General features: G+C 58.7%; 16 protein-coding genes and 2 pseudogenes. 5 read left to right on the forward strand and 13 right to left on the reverse strand.

Annotation, left to right across the window (positions count from 1 at the left end; genetic code table 11):
• Positions 1–4 precede the first annotated feature (4 nt).
• The 8 genes from BKP54_RS16770 to BKP54_RS16805 all read right to left on the reverse strand — a co-directional run bounded on the left by BKP54_RS16770 (position 5) and on the right by BKP54_RS16805 (position 7,434).
• Positions 5–934, reverse strand: coding sequence for a TIM barrel protein (locus BKP54_RS16770; RefSeq protein ID WP_084814585.1), 930 nt, complete (start codon positions 932–934; stop codon positions 5–7).
• A complete protein-coding gene (locus BKP54_RS16775; RefSeq protein ID WP_025431353.1) occupies positions 934–1,227 on the reverse strand; it encodes a putative quinol monooxygenase in 294 nt (97 codons plus the stop codon). The genes BKP54_RS16770 and BKP54_RS16775 overlap by 1 nt, the downstream gene beginning before the upstream one ends.
• Positions 1,224–2,165 (reverse strand): sugar phosphate isomerase/epimerase, encoded by a 942-nt coding sequence (locus BKP54_RS16780; protein ID WP_025431352.1) that lies wholly within the window; start codon positions 2,163–2,165, stop codon positions 1,224–1,226. The genes BKP54_RS16775 and BKP54_RS16780 overlap by 4 nt, the downstream gene beginning before the upstream one ends.
• A gap of 75 nt (positions 2,166–2,240) precedes the next feature.
• Positions 2,241–3,413, reverse strand: coding sequence for a Gfo/Idh/MocA family oxidoreductase (locus tag BKP54_RS16785; protein WP_025431351.1), 1,173 nt, complete (start codon positions 3,411–3,413; stop codon positions 2,241–2,243).
• Positions 3,414–3,584: 171 nt separating this feature from the next.
• The gene (locus BKP54_RS16790) at positions 3,585–4,487 is read right to left on the reverse strand and encodes a sugar phosphate isomerase/epimerase (RefSeq protein WP_025431350.1); all 903 of its coding nucleotides are present in this window, start codon (positions 4,485–4,487) and stop codon (positions 3,585–3,587) included.
• Between the two features lie 20 nt (positions 4,488–4,507).
• Entirely contained in the window at positions 4,508–5,329 is an 822-nt protein-coding gene (locus tag BKP54_RS16795; protein WP_025431349.1) for an ATP-binding cassette domain-containing protein, read from the reverse strand.
• Complete coding sequence (locus tag BKP54_RS16800) at positions 5,326–6,345, reverse strand: ABC transporter permease (protein WP_198956842.1); 1,020 nt, start codon at positions 6,343–6,345, stop codon at positions 5,326–5,328. Before BKP54_RS16800 ends, BKP54_RS16795 begins: the two co-directional genes overlap by 4 nt.
• Positions 6,346–6,459: 114 nt before the next feature.
• Positions 6,460–7,434: a substrate-binding domain-containing protein gene (locus BKP54_RS16805; RefSeq protein WP_025431347.1), complete on the reverse strand. Its 975-nt coding sequence runs from the start codon at positions 7,432–7,434 to the stop codon at positions 6,460–6,462.
• 148 nt (positions 7,435–7,582) lie between these two features.
• On the opposite strand from BKP54_RS16805, the gene BKP54_RS16810 reads away from it, so the two are divergent.
• The 5 genes and pseudogenes from BKP54_RS16810 (at position 7,583) to BKP54_RS16825 (ending at position 11,082) form a co-directional block, all read left to right on the forward strand.
• Entirely contained in the window at positions 7,583–8,623 is a 1,041-nt protein-coding gene (locus BKP54_RS16810; RefSeq protein WP_025431346.1) for a LacI family DNA-binding transcriptional regulator, read from the forward strand.
• 135 nt (positions 8,624–8,758) lie between these two features.
• Positions 8,759–8,866, forward strand: a pseudogene (locus tag BKP54_RS35155) (adenosine-specific kinase); the annotation flags it as partial.
• Positions 8,854–9,070 (forward strand): annotated as a pseudogene (locus BKP54_RS16815) (L-idonate 5-dehydrogenase); the annotation flags it as partial. The pseudogenes BKP54_RS35155 and BKP54_RS16815, both read left to right, overlap by 13 nt.
• 33 nt (positions 9,071–9,103) lie before the next feature.
• Positions 9,104–9,859 (forward strand): SDR family oxidoreductase, encoded by a 756-nt coding sequence (locus BKP54_RS16820; RefSeq protein WP_025431345.1) that lies wholly within the window; start codon positions 9,104–9,106, stop codon positions 9,857–9,859.
• Positions 9,860–10,131: 272 nt separating this feature from the next.
• The gene (locus BKP54_RS16825) at positions 10,132–11,082 is read left to right on the forward strand and encodes an alpha/beta hydrolase (protein WP_025431344.1); all 951 of its coding nucleotides are present in this window, start codon (positions 10,132–10,134) and stop codon (positions 11,080–11,082) included.
• Positions 11,083–11,295: 213 nt separating this feature from the next.
• On the opposite strand, the gene BKP54_RS16830 is transcribed toward BKP54_RS16825, so the two are convergent.
• The 5 genes from BKP54_RS16830 to BKP54_RS16850 all read right to left on the reverse strand — a co-directional run bounded on the left by BKP54_RS16830 (position 11,296) and on the right by BKP54_RS16850 (position 16,729).
• Positions 11,296–12,438 carry a glycosyltransferase family 4 protein gene (locus tag BKP54_RS16830; RefSeq protein WP_084814587.1) on the reverse strand — a complete coding sequence of 381 codons (1,143 nt, stop codon included), beginning with the start codon at positions 12,436–12,438 and terminating at the stop codon, positions 11,296–11,298.
• A 379-nt stretch (positions 12,439–12,817) separates the two neighbouring features.
• Positions 12,818–13,978 carry a DegT/DnrJ/EryC1/StrS aminotransferase family protein gene (locus BKP54_RS16835; RefSeq protein ID WP_084814588.1) on the reverse strand — a complete coding sequence of 387 codons (1,161 nt, stop codon included), beginning with the start codon at positions 13,976–13,978 and terminating at the stop codon, positions 12,818–12,820.
• 24 nt (positions 13,979–14,002) lie between these two features.
• Complete coding sequence (locus tag BKP54_RS16840; RefSeq protein WP_025431342.1) at positions 14,003–14,737, reverse strand: PIG-L deacetylase family protein; 735 nt, start codon at positions 14,735–14,737, stop codon at positions 14,003–14,005.
• A complete protein-coding gene (locus BKP54_RS16845; protein WP_245317846.1) occupies positions 14,734–15,426 on the reverse strand; it encodes a sugar transferase in 693 nt (230 codons plus the stop codon). The genes BKP54_RS16840 and BKP54_RS16845 overlap by 4 nt, the downstream gene beginning before the upstream one ends.
• 55 nt (positions 15,427–15,481) lie before the next feature.
• Positions 15,482–16,729, reverse strand: coding sequence for a polysaccharide biosynthesis/export family protein (locus tag BKP54_RS16850; protein WP_128090435.1), 1,248 nt, complete (start codon positions 16,727–16,729; stop codon positions 15,482–15,484).
• Between the last annotated feature and the right edge of the window lie 120 nt (positions 16,730–16,849).

Raw genomic sequence — 16,849 nt, forward strand, 5'->3', positions numbered from 1 at the left:
CTCCTCAGAATCCGGCGCGCGCCAGGAACTCCCGGCTGGCTGCCAGATCATCGAGAATGCTGGCCATATTGCGCGGATCGCGCTCTTGTTCGATGGTGATGTAGCCGCCGTAACCGAGTTCGGTCAGAAGCGCGCGGACGGACTGGTAGTCGATCGATCCGCGACCTATCGGGCACATGACGCCCTTGGCACAGGCATCGAAGAAGCGGATGTGTTCTTTCATAACCTCCGCATAGACCTTGGTGTCGATGTCCTTGAAATGGATGTAATCGACGCGATCCCAGTAGTGCCGAAGCGTGGTGACAGGATCCATGTCGGAATAGGCCATATGGCCGGTGTCCAGGCAGAGTCCTGCGAGATCGGCAGGGATGTCGTCTACAACTCGCCGTAGCTCATCGGCGAACTCAATATATCCACCCGCATGAGGATGGATGGTTGCACGCACGCCGTATTTGTCGCGCGCGAGCGTCGCGACGGCACGGATATTGTCGATCATGCCCTGCCATGCGCCTTCGCCAAGACGGGGTGCCCGATCAGAATGGCCCGCCGCATAGTCGCGCTCATCATGCCCCCAATCCATCACGGTGAGATAGGGCGCCGCATAGCGTTGACCCGAATGCGTTTCAGGCTTCGGTAACTGGGTGATCAGCGCGCAGATCTCGTCCGTCTGGCGCAGAAGATTGTCTCGGTTCGACGGGGCGACAAGGTCGTCGAAAATTGTACCGGCGACGATCTTTAAGGCGCGTTTGTCGAGCGCTTTGGAAACCTGCCCGAGATCCAACGGCAAGTAACCGTAGGGTCCGAGCTCCAACCCGCCGAAACCGGCCGCCTTCGCCTCGTCGAGCACCTTTTCCCAGGCAGGAAGATGCGGATTATTGACATCATCGACCCCCCAGCAGCAGGGCGCAGTTGTTATAGTGATAGAATTGCGCATCAGGTGTTCGCCATGATTGTCTCGAAGGTAAATGAACGGTGGAATGGTTCGTAAGACTCGAGGAAGCGCTGCGTATGCTCCCTTAGCAGGTGTTCCGCATAAGCCTGCTCATCTCTCCAGCACTCGATAAAGACCAGCCGGTTCGGATTGTCCGTGCAGGTAAAGCAGTCAAAGGAAAGACAACCGTTCTCAGCTCTCGTCGCTGATTGTGCCGCCGGGGCGCGGGCGAGAATTTCATCCCGCGTCCCCGGAGCAAGCTCGATCGTGACGATGAACTTGTACGGTCCTGTCATCGGCTGATCGTGGCCTGAAGCGCGTCGATGGACGATTGGATGCCGGCGTCCGTCGACATGGTGAAATCTTCCATTTCGAGGCTTACCCACCCGTTGTAGCCAACCATGCGAACAACGGAGAAGAATTCCTTCCACCATTGCAGATCATGTCCGGCTCCGACGGCGACATAGTTCCACGTGCGGTTGGCCACGTCCGTGACATCCTTGAGTTCCAAGAGGCCGTTGACGTCGGCAAGCCCGCGCTCGATGCGCGTGTCCTTGCCGTGGCAATGATGGATCGCGCTTCCGAGCGCGCGCGCCGAGACGATCGGGTCGGCGCCCTTCCAGAAGAGATGGCTGGGATCGAGATTCATGCCGACGGTAGGGCCGACCTCGTTGCGCAGACGGAACAGCGTCTCCGGATTCCAGACGAGCATCGCCGAGAAATTCTCCAGGGCGTACTTTTCCACGCCGACTTCCTTGGCGAGCTTCACAAGGTCGTGCCAGAGCGGAAAGGCACGGTCTTCCCACTGGTAGCGATCGCGCTCTGGCATCTCATCGGGCCAGCTCTTAGTATAAACCAGCCAGTTCGGAACCATGTCGCCAGGAGCGGCTTCCGGCAGGCCGGACATTGTGACGATGGTCTTGACGCCGATCTCACCAGCAAGTCGGATCGTCTGCTCCATCTCCTTGCGGTGACGCTTACCCATATCGCCGGGGTCCAGCGGATTCGCCGAGCAATTCAGCGCGGCAATCTCAAGGCCGCGTGCCTCGATTTCCTTCAGCTTGGACTTGAGCAGGCCCTCGTCGGCGAGCAGCTCGTCGGCGCGGAAATGGGGCGCGCGAGACCAGCCGCCGCCGGTCATTTCGATGCCTTCAACGCCAAGCTTTACGCATTTGTCGAGCATGTCTGTAAAGGACAGGTCGCCCATCACGTCGGTGCATATAGAAAGTTTCATGATTTCTGGCCTTCGAGTGTTCAAGAAAATTGGGGACGCGTCCGGGAGGAAGTGCGACGCGCCCCCGAGGTGGAACTATTTGAAGTCGACCCAGGCGGCGCCGGCATCCGCCGAGCGGACGCAATTTTCCAGCCAGCGCACGCCTTCGGTTCCGGCCTTGATGCCCGGGTAGCGATGGGCCTTCAGGAAAGCCTCGTCGCCGCGGTTCTTCGCGTCGATGGCCTGAGCGATCCAGAGATAGATGTTCGACCAGCTGTCCCCGAGACCCTCCGTATGCAAGGCGCCCATACGGTCGGCTGCGAGGCTCTCAGCTTCGAGATAGGGCATGCCGTGATGCAGGATGCGGTTGGGCTCACCCTGAATGTCATAGAGCAGCTGGTCAGGATGTGAGTCGGACCATTCGATCGAGGCCTTGGAACCGACGAACCGGTAACGTTGCGACCCCATGTTGCCGGCATTGACGGATGACACCCAAAGACGTCCGCGTGCACCATTGTCGTAGTGCATCAGAACCGTCGCATGATCTTCCAGCGGTGCCCGGCTTGGGATGAAGGCCTTGCGATCGCAAAGTAGCTTCTCGACCTTGAGATCCGGCAGCACGACTTCGGAAAGATAGTAGAGATGCGTTCCGATATCGCCGAGAACAAAGGTCGGGCCGGCCGTCCTGGGATTGGTCCGCCACTTCACGGCTTCCGGTGCGCCGACGTCGTCACCCGCATTGAAGCCATGCGTATATTGAAGGTCGACGATGCGGATGTCGCCCAGCATGCCCTTGGCGACCATCGCCGCCATCTGATGCACCAGCGGATGTCCCGTGAAGCCGTAGGTCACGCCAACGATCAAGCCTCTCTCGTTGGCCAGCTTCTCGATTTGCTCGCATTCAGCGACCGTAAAGAACAACGGCTTTTCGCAAATGACGTGGATGCCGGCTTCGAGGCAAGCCTTGGTGATTTCGTAGTGCGTGAAGTTCGGGGTCGCGATTGAAACGACCTCGACGCCATCTTCGCGTGCCGTTTCATTCGCTATCAGTTCCTTGTAGTCAGCGTAGCACCGGTCCGCCTCTACGCCCAGGTTGACGCCAAAGTCACGGCCCCGAGCGGCTTCGAGGTCAAATGCGCCGGCCACCAACCGATAGGTGCCGTCACGCAGTGCGCCGGTGCGGTGTTTGTAGCCCACTTGTCCGGTACGGCCGCCACCGACCATACCCCAGCGCAACGGCCGTTCAGTCTTCTTTTCACCATTGATCATTTCATATCTCCTCGGCCCGATGCCGGTTTTCATGGCACAGCTTCGCCGTCCGGCGGTTGGGAGCCGGCACTGCTGCAAATCTCTCGTCAAATTGTGCGCGCTTTCGCGCGTTTGCTGCTTGGCTGAGCACCCGCTTTCGAAGAAGTGAGGGTGCAGACTTTTCAGCTCCGACTACGGCTTCCGATATTTCTCAACGTAGTTCTGCATCTCGTTGCACATGAACCGTCCGGATTCATCCGCCTTGTCTTCCCACGCGAACACACAGGAGGTCATGATGCCGTCGAAGCCGATTTCCGCGAGCGTGCCGAAGAAATCGTCCCAAGGCACCTCGCCCTGGCCGATGTTGAGATGCTGGTGCACCCGCGCCTGGGTGCCGGGCGGATTGAGGATGTAGCGAAGGCCCGAGCTTGCCTTGTGATTGAAGGTGTCGCCGACATGCACATGCGCAAGCACATCCTTCGCTTCCCTCAGCATCGCCTTGGTATCGTCACCGAAATAGAAGGTGTGCGGTGCGCAGTAGAGGAACTTGACGTTCTTCGAGTTGACCGTGCGGATGATATCAAGCGCCGGCTGAAGCGTCTCGCACCAGTCTTCCGGATGCGGCTCGACATTGAGCTGGATGCCTTCGCGTTCGAAGATCGGCACCAGTTCTTCCATGGAACGCCACCATGCGTCCTCGCAGGCTTCGATCATCGAGCCGGTGTGGCAGCAGTAGCATGACCCCTTGTCGGGATGCGGTCCGCGACCGAATTCGGAATTCATGGTGTCGACTTCCATCTCCACCGCGATCTCGATAGCACGCTTCCAGTGTTTGACGGCGGCCTGCCGCTCGTTCTCATCGTTGGAAGCCCAGCGATACATCGGCAGGATAGACGCAATCCCGACATCAGCATCCTTCAATGCCTTCTTGAAGGACTTTATCCGTTCAGGAAACACGCGCGGCGCCTTGAACCATTCAAGGAAATCTGCTCGTGGAGATAGCTCTATCCACTCGTATCCAAGCTCACGAACTTTCGCCGGCAAGTCCTCCAGCGACAGATGTCGATGCATGAAAGGGTCAAGTGCAATTTTCATGGGTCTTCCTCCCTGTTTGATCAGTTGGCCGTCACCGGTGGAGGATGACCCTCATGTGCCGCCATATAGTTTTCGACTTCGGCACCCAGGTTCGCTAGCGCCTCGCCACCTGCCATGAGGTCGGTGATCTCTTCGCGCGTCTTCTCTCCCTTTTGGAAGTTCGCCGCGACCGCTCCACGGATGAGGACAGCGAAGTGGTCACCGACGGCCATGGCATGCGTCACCTGGTGTGTGATGAAAATCACGGCAATGCCGCGCTTTTTCGCTTCCAGGACGATACGCAGGACGTGGGAAGCCTGCTTGACGCCGAGGGCTGCCGTCGGTTCGTCCAGGATCAAGACGCGCGCGCCGAAGTGGACTGCGCGGGCGATGGCCAGCGACTGACGCTCCCCGCCAGACAATCCGCCGATCAGCCGATCGCCGTCATCGATGCGCGTTATGCCGAATTCCTGTACAGCCTTGACCGCAACTGCGTTGGCCCTTTTACGATCGTATATTTTGAAGGGCCAGAAGCCCTTTGTAGGCTCTGCTCCGATGAAAAAAGAGCGACCTATGCTCATCAGGGGAAAGGTTCCGCCGAACTGGTGGACAGTCGAGATGCCCATCTGTTGGGCGTCGCGCGGCCCTTGGAAGTCGACCGGCTTTCCATCCATCAGAACCTCGCCGGTATTGGGCTTATAAACACCTGCCAGCGTCTTGATGAGGGTGGATTTGCCAGCACCGTTGTCGCCAAGGAGGCATAGTACCTCACCTGCATGGACCTTAAGCGAGATGTCATGGAGGACGTCGATTGGACCAAAAGACTTGTTGGCGTTCCTGAGTTCAAGAATTGGAATGCTCACTGTTGGCCTCCCTTCTTCTTCTTCGGTGAATAGGTCAGTGCCATGATGCGGAACGTGTTATTCATCAACACGGCCAGCAGCAGCATGACGCCGATAATCAAGCTCGACCAATTACGATCAAAAGTCGTGAAATAGATTCCCTGGTTGACGATCGCGAATGTGACCGTGCCGAGGAAAATCCCGACGATCGAACCAAAGCCACCCGTTAGCAGAACTCCGCCAACCACAACCGCAATGATGGAATTGAAGATAAAGGTCATGCCCGCAGATACCTGCGCAACATTGAAGAGGATGGCCTGACACATTCCGATGAAGGCTGCACTTACCGATGAAAGCACAAAAAGTGTCACTGTAAGCTTGTCCGTCGGAATACCTGCGTTCCGTGCGCTGACGCGGTCGCCGCCCATGGCGAAAACCCAGTTCCCGAAAGGCGAAAAGTGGACGTAGAAGATGTAAAGTGCCGTCAGCGCGATCCACCAGAAAATCGTCTGCTGGAAGCTGCCGCCGACAAAGGAGCCGAAGATCGATTTTGCGATTGCGCCGGACTCAGCTGGACCGAGCGCCACGCTTGTTGTCCCCGTCAGCAGCACGGAAAAGCCCAAAATCAAGCCCTGTACGGCAAACAGTGTGCCTAATGTCACGATGAGCGATGGCACAGCAGTCCGAATGACGAGAAAGCCGTTGATCAGGCCAATCACCAAGCCGAGGCTCAACGCCCCCACAATGCCCAGCCAGATTGGCATGTCGTAGTGACCGGAGATAATCGCCACCGTGAGCGCGCCCGCAGGGATCATCGCACCGATGGAAATATCAAGTTCGCCGGAAATCATCAGCAACCCGACAGGGAATGCAATGATACCAAGGTTAGCCGCAACATTGAGCCAGCTTGCAGCACCGGCAGGCTTCAGGAACTCGATGCTTCCGAAGACTACGAAGAAGATGAGCACGAAAACCAGGCCGAGAACGGCGCCGGATTCGGGGCGTCGTATAAGATCGCCCAAGAACAAGTTTTTCACGTAATTCACTCCCAGAGTTGGCGGCAGGCTGAACGAGCTGATCCAGCGCTAGCGAATGCACCCGCCGATCCGCCGACAACGCGTCAGGGATCGACGTGAAACATTAATTCGCGGTCAGCGCGCGCCTTTCGAGACGCCGGTCAACGTTGCGTCGATGTTGGACTTATCGACGATGCTCGGACCGGTGAGCACTGGGGACGTCGGAAGATCAGTTCCGAAGTCTATTGCAGAAGCCAAGAGCGTTACGGCTAGGAGCGACTGGAGGTAGGGCTGTTGGTCGATTGCGAAACCTTGCGTACCGCCCTTGATGCGATCGAGGCCCGACTGGTTAAGATCGAAGGTTCCGAGAAGCGCGGTTTCGGTCTTTCCGGCTTGTTGAATACCGATCGCGGCCGAGTCGGCGTCGCCAGCCGAGATCGTGATGACGCTGTCGATCGTGGCGTCTTGAAGGAGCGTCGCCTTGATGGCTTCGGCCACAGCGGTGGCGTCGCCGAAGCTCGTTGCCGGCAATGGCAGTTGCTTGCCGACACCGCCTGCTTTGGTAATACCGTCGATGACGCCCTTGCAGCGCGCCTCGAGATTGGCGGCTCCCGGTACCGTGTTCACGCAGAGCACGTTCTTTTTGCCATTCTTGAAGAAGTATTCGCCGCCAGCGACGCCCGCGAGATATTCATCGGAGCCGACATAGTTGATGGCACCGAGTTCCTTGGCCTTGTCGATCCCACCGGCATTCATCAAGATGACCTTGATGCCGGCCGCGACCGCTTCCTTGATTGCCGGATCCTCGCCCTCGGGAACCCAGTTCGGAATGACCAGACCATCGGCCTTCTGGCTGATTGCCGTCTGAATGAGCTGCACGACGTCAGGAGCGAAGTTGTCGTAAGTCTGAAGACGCAGGTAGTTTACCTTGCCGCCGTTGGCCTCGACGACCAGCCGCGCATCATCAACGCCCTTCTTGATGAGATTCCAGAATGCGTCGTCGTTCTTGCCGCCAACCACGGCAATATTGGCTGCCATAGCCGATGGCACAGTGAATGCAACGACCGCGGTTGCGAGCAACCCTGCGCAAAATCGCTTAATTCCCTTCATAACTTCTCCTCCCGTTTCCCGTCGTCCCGAAGGACTGAATGCGTTTGATCTATAGCCCGCGAGATGCCAAAATGAAATTGCATTGACATGTCGAAGTATATAATGTTCCAAAACATTCCATTCACGGATGACACATGCGAGGACGCAGATGAACAGACCGACAATATCTGATCTGGCGAATACCGCCGGTGTCAGCCTTTCAACGGTCAATAGGCTTCTGCACGGAACAGGGACCGTGCGGGATGATACGGTCGACCGAATCCTCCAGGCCGCGGACAAGATTGGATTTTACGGCTTAGGCGCGTTGCGACAGCGCAAACAAGATAACCTGCCTCATCGCCGGTTCAGTTTTCTCATGCAGCAGTCGCACAGACCGCTTTATCAGTTATGGGCCGAGGGGCTTAAAGCGGCAGCCCAGAGAAGGATCGACGCCGTCATCGAACCGGAGGTCATATTTGAAGACGATTTATCTCCGGAAGCGGTCTCTGCGAACCTGCTGCAGATTGGTCAGACTGCAGATGCCGTCGCAATCATAACAGCGGATCACCCCCTGGTAAGCCAGGCAATTGACGAGTTGCGTGGCAAGGGTGTTCCCGTGGTTGCATATGTTACCGATTTGTCGGCCGCGAGCCGCGCTGGCTTTGTCGGCACCGACAATTGGAAAAGAGGAAGGACAGCTGCCTGGTTTATCAGCCAGACGGCCGATGAGCCCGGAAAGGTGTTTCCTCTGGTTGGTAGCAACCGCTACCAGTGCCAGGACATCGCTGATGCCAGTTTTCGGTCATATATGCGAGAGAACGCTCCGGCTTTTCAGGTCAGCGACACGCTTCTTACACACGAGGTGCCTGAAAACGCCTATGAGATCGTACGGGGTTTGATTGCGCAGGAACCTGAGATCAAGGGCATTTTCGTCAACGGCGGCGGTATTTCGGGCGTGTTGCGCGCCATGCGCGAGCTCCCGCCAGAGCGGCAGGGCAAGATTCGCATCGTCTGCAGCGACGTGGGACCCGAAACACGCAAAGGGTTGAGCGAAGGCCTGATCACAGCGTCGTTGTGCCATCCCCTCGACAAGATGCCGGGGGAACTCATCGATGTCATGCTGCGATTGATCGAGCGCCGGGACACGCCCTCCATCGAACAGCGCATCGTCCCGTTCGACATCCTTACGCCGGAGAGCATATGGACGTAGTCAACGAATGCCATTCACAAGCGTGAACAGCCCGCACCAGCGTGACTCGATACTGGCCTGCTTCGAGCTCCATCCGAACCGAGATCGAAGCCGGAATGACCTCGACGCAGAAGCTCAGCCTCATTGGTCTCACCGCAGGTGATCGTCGCGCAAACTGAGCTGGGCCGCGGCGTGCTCGGCGTGGTGGATGGAGGCTCCACACCGCTGGGTGTCGAAACCGACGCAGACATAGCATTCCGATGATGACGATCACGGCGAAGGAACTGGACCTGTGGGGCTCCTTCCGGTTCCGAGGAATTCGCCGTTGCCGTGAAGCTGATGCAGGGTGGCCTGATTGACGTCAAGTCGTTGATCACCCACACACTGGCGCTGTCGGATGCACTCAAGGCCTTCGAGATTGCCTCCGACAAGGGGCAATCGATGAAAGCGCAGATCGAGTTTAGCTGATATGCGAAGCGACAGACCGCTTCGGGAGGAAACATGAGCATCCAACTCTTCGACCTGTCAGGCAAACGCGCCCTCGTCACGGGCTCCTCGCAGGGCATCGGCTTTGCGCTTGCGCGGGGCCTGGCCGAGGCAGGCGCCGAGGTCATCCTCAATGGGCGCGACGAGGAAAAGCTGAAGGCGGCCGCCAAAAGCCTCGGGGCAAGGCATACACTTGCCTTCGACGCCACGGATCATGATGCGGTGCGGGTGGCCATTGACACCTTCGAGGCGGAAGTCGGCGCAATCGACATCCTCGTCAACAATGCCGGAATGCAGCACCGCACGCCGCTGGAAGATTTTCCGGCTGATGCCTTCGAGCGGCTCTTGAAGACCAATGTTTCGACCGTCTTCAACGTCGGTCAGGCGGTTGCCCGCCACATGATAAAGCGCGGTTCCGGCAAGATCATCAACATCGCCAGCGTGCAGACAGCGCTCGCTCGCCCTGGCATTGCACCCTATACGGCCACCAAGGGCGCGGTCGGTAACCTGACCAAAGGCATGGCGACCGACTGGGCGAAGTACGGTCTGCAATGCAACGCGATCGCACCGGGCTATTTCGACACGCCGCTGAACGCCGCACTCGTCGCTGATCCGACCTTTTCCGCCTGGCTGGAAAAGCGCACGCCCGCCGGCCGCTGGGGTAAGGTCGAAGAACTCGTCGGCGCCTGCATCTTCTTGTCTTCGGACGCCTCCTCCTTTGTCAACGGACACGTGCTCTATGTCGACGGCGGTATCACGGCTTCACTCTGAGGCGCGCCGCCGCTTCCTTCTCATTTGTCATCTCGAAGCTTACGTCTGAGACGGCGGTTTGGGGTTCCTGTTGCCTTGCATATGTCCACGGCAGCCGCGTAACTCCGGTGTACCGCTGTTTTGGTGCCTCTTTTTTGATCGGTCCGATTTATCGAGCGCATGAAGCCCCGTGGATTGAGTTTTCAAAGAGTTCAAATATTCTATGGCGCGCCCGACAAGAAAAAGTGTTTCAAAATTAGAAGTATACTGCGTCCAACTTAGGGATTGACTGCATGCTCATCTATTCCGACGAGAATATTGAAGTACTTCACCGCGCGGGATCATCGCCTTATCTTCTTGTCACCTTTAATGAGATGGACATGCAGGCCAACGGCAGTCGGTTCTGGGCGCAACGGTTTTGCGAAAAAGCCGACATTGCCGCGCTCGGCTTCATCAGCCGGCGGCCTAATTGGTTTCCGGCAGCGAGCATCGTTAAGGCGGTCGACGCGGCGCAACCCATTTTGCGTGCCGCGCCGGAGCGTGTCCTCTACGGTCATTCACAGGGCGGCTATGCGGCGCTGCGTTATCGTCGGCGCTTCGATGCGACCGTCGCCATCGCCTTCTGCCCGCAAGCCTCGATTGACCCGAATGCAGTACCGTTCGATCGCCGGTTCACGCGACATTTCTCGCCCAAGCTCCACACCAATATGGGGATCGCCCCCGACCAAGCGGCCGGCCGCGGCTATGTCTTTTTCGATCCGTTCCATTCGGTCGATCGCCGGCACGCGGAGCAGATCGCGGCGCTCCAAGCAGAGACGCGGCTCGTTCCGGTCCATATGACCGGACATGGCACCGTCCGTGCCTTCATTGGAACAGCGCGGGCTCTTTCGCTCATCGACGCTTGCCGAGCGGACAACGTCACGGGCCTACGGGAACTTGCCCGCGTGGTTCGTGTCGCCGCACCCATGAGGCCCTACCAAATCGCGGTCTCGGCAATCGCTCGCCATCCCGCTTGCGCCGACCGGTTGCAGGCTCGCTTTGGCGAGGGTTTCTCGCCCGTGGAGCGCGTTAATTTCCTTTATCATCGGGCCAACCGTCACATCCGCGACAGTAAACTCGCTACCGCGCGGGAAATGCTTGCCGAGGCCGTGGCACTTCAGCCGGCCAATCTCGGTTTTGTTCGCCGGCTCGAGGAGCTTGATAGCCGTATAGCCCGAGCTCGCGACGTGGCAATTTCTGGATGAGGTGCATTTATGAGTTCATCCTTACAAAAGATCGGCATCGCCTATGACGATGGCGACAAGGAAGCCGCAAAGACTGGCCGTTGCCGAACCAAATAGGCTTGAAGCGGCCGTGCTTGCAGCGTTTTGTCGCTAGTCAGTTCATTGCCGCCTTCGGGCGGCTATTCCTTTGGAGAGATCCTGCTGCGGCTGAACTTTTGATCGAATTTGGCGGCGTTAGACCACCACACGTGCCGCGGCGGCCACCGCGTCCCACTCCGCCAGAACCCGTTCCTGGGTGAACCGGCGCGCGCTTTGTTCCGCGCTGCGTCCAAGGTGGTATCGCAGCAGCGGATCCCGCAGGATCCTTCCAAGGGCCGTCGCCAGGGCGTCGATATCTTCCCGTGCGACCAGGATTCCATCTTCGCCATCGCGGATCATTTCCTCGGGCCCCCATTGGCACCGAAACGACACGGTGGGAATTCCGGCGGCCATCGCCTCCAGCAGCACGATCCCCCATCCCTCATAGCGAGACGAGAGCACGAACACGTCGGCCGTCTCCACCCATTCTCCTGGCCGCTTCGTGACGCCAGGCATGCTCACCCGGTCGGCAAGACCAAGCCGGTTCCTTTGCGCCTCAAGGTTTGCCCGCTCCTCCCCTTCCCCCCAAATGCGCAAATGCCATTCCGGCAAATCCGGCGCGATTTTGGCGAATGCCTCGAGCAGCAGGTCGAAGCCTTTTTGGTGGGTCAGGCGTCCGACGGCAGTCAACGTGTTATCCTGTCGTCTCCTGTTCCAACCCGGCGGCAGATCGGATGCATTAGGAACGACCCAGCCACGCTTGCGCATGATGGGTGGAAAGGTTTCGAGCGCCCCGCGCGTCATCGTGACCAAGCCGAAGGCGCGCGGGTAGAGCCATCGCTGCAATCGCTTCCAGCCGCGTCCAACGGGCTGCAGTTCGGGATTGTTGCGCTCGGAAACGATGATCGGCACACCAAGCCGCCAGCCCGCGAGCAGTGTGAGAACGTTTGTTCGCGTGAGGAAACTGAGGATGAAGGTCGGGCGGGACGCTCGAAGCGCGGCTGTAAGCTTTCGCATCCTGCGAAACGCCATCAGACCGGAATGAAGGTTCGATCGAGGCCGCCCGGCCCCGCCGAGCCGCCAGATATCGATATGCGGATCGATCGGATAATATGCCTCCGAAGTCGGGGCCTCGAAAGTAATGATGGTTACCTCATGCCCTTGCCGTGACCAGTGATTTGCCACCAGGCTAACGACATGCTCGGTACCGCCGGCGCCGAGTGCCGGCACGACGATCGTGGTTCTGGTCGTTTTCCTGTCTGGATGGTCGTGCGCGCCACAATACGGGCTCGTTGCCATTCGTTGATGTTCCCCGTCGCGTTCCACACGTCCTCGGTCAAATAGATGATGGTTGGTACATTCCTGATCGCTGTTTCAGTATATTATGTTTTAACCGCTGCCGCGACGGCTTCATCGCGCCGTCAGGGGATGCCGATGAGCAGTATTTTGCAGCGTGTCACGGGCGCATACGAAGCGTGTCCGGCTGACCTCTCATGCTGCGTTGGCGGACGCGTTACTCGTTTCCTCGCCGAAAATCCGGCAGAACCTGGTTTCGGTTCATTCTGTCCCGAGCAACAGCTACACCGTATCCTCGCACTTGCCGATCGCAGCTCTCGGCAAGTGCGAAGGAGCTGCTGGTCCATACAGGCCCCGACTTGCGCTCCAGCTGACCACGCGGTCACTTCGTAGCGCCCGCGACGACGTTCCTGACAACGTCGGCGATCGTCCTCATTGCCTGCGCGTCGAAACTGGGGTCCACCAGAAAGGCCAAGCTTGTTTCTCCGAGAGACCTGGCGACCGACAGTCGGTGCGCCGGCACCATGCCTAGGTTGATGAATGCCTGTTCCCGATAGATTTCCGAGCAACTGCCACTAAAACACGGCACGCCGCGGCCATTGATCTCCGTCACAAGCCGATCCCGGTTCCATCCGTCGCGCAGCATTTCTGGCTTCACGAAACTGTAGAAGCGATACCACGCATGGACGAACTCCGGCGGCGGCATGGGGGTGCGAAGCGCCGACAGGTCCTTGATGGCGTCGTGAAGGATCGCTGCGTTCACAGCACGGATATCGTGAGTGTCGGCAAGCGTGGCAAGCTGCGCCGTCCCGAGCACTGCCTGTATCGACGTCATGCGCCAGTTGGTGCCGATCGTCTCATGCAGCCAGCGGAACCCCGGGGGATGCTCCGTCTTGAACACGGCATCGTAGCTCTTGCCGTGGTCCTTGCGGCTCCAGGCGCGTTTCCACATGGCCTCGTCGTTTAAGGCGATCAGGCCACCTTCGCCGCCCGTCGTAATGATCTTGTCCTGGCAAAACGAAAATGCGGCGATCTCGCCGAACGTTCCGACGGGGTGGCCTGCTATGGAGGCTCCGTGCGCCTGGGCGCAGTCCTCGACGACCCAGAGATCGTTTTCGGCCGCCAGCGCCATGATTGCCGGCATGTCGCAGGGCCAGCCGGCGAGATGAACCGCTATGATGCCTCTGGTCTTTTTCGACAGGCAGCGGCCGATCGTCTCTACCGTGATGTTCTGGCTCTCCTCGTCGACATCGGCGAACACCGCCCTACCCCCGGCCATGACCACGCAGGATGCGGAAGCTATGAAGCTCCTGGGCGTAACGACGACCTCGTCGCCGGGCTGCAGGTCGAGTGCATGAAGTGCCAGGTCAAGCGCGACCGTTCCGTTTGCAAGCGCGATCGCATGTCGCATGTCCAGATAATGTTCATAGGCCGCTTCGAAGGCGCGAACGTGAGGTCCGGTCCAGGCGTTGACCTCGCCGGTTCGCAGCACGTTGCAGACGTCTGCGATCTGCTGTTCATCGTAGATGGGCCATCGATGCATCTGTCTCCCCCGAAATCCACCTTGTCATGAGCGCGTCTGTGGCAGCATCCAACGAACAAGGACGAACGCTTCGGCCGCGTCGCTCATCACCGTCGCACCGCGCAATTGCGCCAGCGCCGACAGCGTTCTCGTCGATCGCTCGTGTGGCGGCGAGCGGATTTGGGACGCAAAACACTGCACCGCTTCGAGTTTTCTTTCGAAATAGCTGGAGATGTCGACGAAGACGTTCGGCGTGAAGCCTGGAGTCAGATAGGGCGCGTTCCAGTTAGTCTCGGACAGTGTTTCGTAGGCCAGTATGCGATGAGGGAAGCTTTCCTGGTGCGGTCGACTTGCCACCAGCGCCGAAAGGAACGCCAGTTGATGATCCTTATGAATGTCGCCGGGAAATGGCAAAAGAACTGTCTCGGGAGATAGGAGACGAACGAGATCCGAGAGCGCGCTGTTGACGGCGGAATGCCCGGCCAGGTCGAGACCAGCCGCTTCGAAACCGAGCCAGAATGTTTCCTCCACGCCTAGCAATGCGTGGGCCTGATTGGCCTCCGTTCTGACTAGAGCGATGCTTTCCGAAGTGAAGGCGGGAGGCCGCCCCTCGGTTACGATCGCCACGAACACCCGCTCGCCTTCCGCGGTCAGTCGCGCGATCGTTCCGCCCGCCCCCAACACCTCGTCATCCGGGTGCGGGGCGATCACCAGGGTTCGGCCAAACGAGAGCGGAACAGGCAACGCGGGACCCTTCTTTGCCTTGGCGCGCTTGCTCATCGATGGCTTTCTCCTAGTGGTGCGAAAGGCGCAGCGGCGCCGTATCGTTCGGCGATATGACGCCGTGCCTCTGTCAGATGCCTGTCGTTCCGCTTCTCGCCGGCGAGCAGGGTGAGTACGGTCATGACGAGGATGCGCGTGTCGAGCCATCGATCAGCATGGTCGACATACCAGATGTCGAGCGCCAGTTTCTCCTCGTTCGACAGGAGCGTATTGCCGTTGACCTGCGCCCATCCGGTGATGCCGGGCAGTACCCGGCAACGGACCCGGCCGAGCTCACCGAATTCCGCGATGGTTGTGGGACCCAGCGGGCGCGGTCCGACGAAGGCCATCTCACCCCGCGCAACGGAGAGGAACTGCGGCAATTCGTCGAGGCGCGTGCGTCGCAGAAACCATGTCAGCCTCGTCGCGCGCAGATGGTCGGGCAATAGGTGTCCGTTCGCATCGCGACCTTCGCGCATGGTACGAAACTTGACGATGGAAAATGGCTTGGCTCCGAGACCGGCACGCAATTGTCGAAAGATGAGTGGCCAACCGAGTGTGGCGAACACAATCGCGGCCGCCAACAGCATCAACGGCAGGCAGAGGACAAGCAACACGCCGGCGATGAGAACGCTGTCTATCCGGCCATTTTCAGCTGGTACAGCTATAGGGCCCATATCGAGTGCATGTCGGCCATTCCGTCTCAATCCGCTCTCCGTCAGGTGTCTGTTCGGTCGGCAGCGCCGCCTTGACCGTGCTTGCTTACATGCCCGTTATTGCCACCACCAAGACGTCGCCGGGCAGCATTTCCGTTAAAGGGGAAGCCTCAATGCTCGCCGGCTTGCCGCCGACGGGGTTGCGGCGGATCTCGTAGGTGTAACTGATCTTGGATTTGTTCGCTTCATCGGCGCTCGCCGCTGCCATCAGCAGAATTTGCTCCTGGGCAGCTTGCCTGCTCGCGATCAGTTTCTTGATCTCCACGTCGCGCTCCTGCAGCTGCATGAGAATTTCCTTCTCGCGATCCGCCCCGAGCTTGGCGAACTGCAGCTTCATTTCGCTCAGCTCCCGCCGTGAACGGGCAAGCGTCGCGAAGGTCTCCAGCAACTGGGACTTTTCATTCGATGCGTTGTTCTTGGCCCGTGAAAGGTCGCTTTCGGTGTTGAGTTCACGCTTGCGTAGCGAGCTCACCCGCGCCAGGTCCTTTTCGTTGATGTCGACCACTTCCTTTTGTTGAACCACCAGCTGATCGAGGATGTCGATCGCGCCTTGCCCCTGGGTAATTCCTTCCGACAAAATGGCCGTCTGCGACTTGTTGGCGGCGAGATCGGCACTCAGGATCTTTTCCTCCACCTCGATAACCCCTTTGAGAGGTAGGTCGGTGAGGAATTCCTTGGCGACTTCCGGCACGTCCTTCAGGTCGATCTTCGCGCTGTTGTTCAGCTGCGCAACCAGGCGGGCAGCGTAAATCGCCTCATAGACGATCTGCGCGTCAGCTCCCTCAATCTCACCGCGAAGCCTTGCACGCGCCACGATCCGGTCGGATGGATTGACGGATGCGATCTGGGTGCCTCCAGCGAGACCCACGGCCTGCTCTACCGTCAGGCCGCTGTAGAAGGGGAAAGAACCGGGGGTTCGCACTTCGCCGAGAATGAAGATCGGACGAAACGTGGAGATGTTGAGCGAAAGCTTAGGATCAATCAGGATTTCCCGGGAACGGTACTCGGAGCGCAATTTTTCCAAGGCCGCCGTCACCGTCAACCCATCGATCTTGACGGATCCGATCAAAGGGAATTGGGCATCGCCGTCGCTCGAAATCGTTACCGTCACGGGAAGCTCGGCGTCGTCCAGGAAGTCGAAGGTGAGGATATCGCCGGTGGACAGCCGATAGTCCGCGGAAAGCCCTCCCCCCGCCGTCACACTAAGCAGAAAACACAGGATCGCTGCGAGAAGATATTTGGATATCCTTCTCGCAAGGCTCCGGTTGTCGAATGAACTCATGATTCCGGTCATGCGATTGCGCCTCTCAAAAGAAAAGACAACGCTCGGATATCGTATTGCCGGAGACTATATTCTGCCATTCGTCGAAGCGTCAAAGGATTTTGGTTGAAAATCAAAAGATGCGGTCACATT

It is taken from the genome of Ensifer sp. 1H6, from assembly GCF_001976035.1.
Classification (GTDB): Bacteria; Pseudomonadota; Alphaproteobacteria; order Rhizobiales; family Rhizobiaceae; genus Ensifer; species Ensifer canadensis.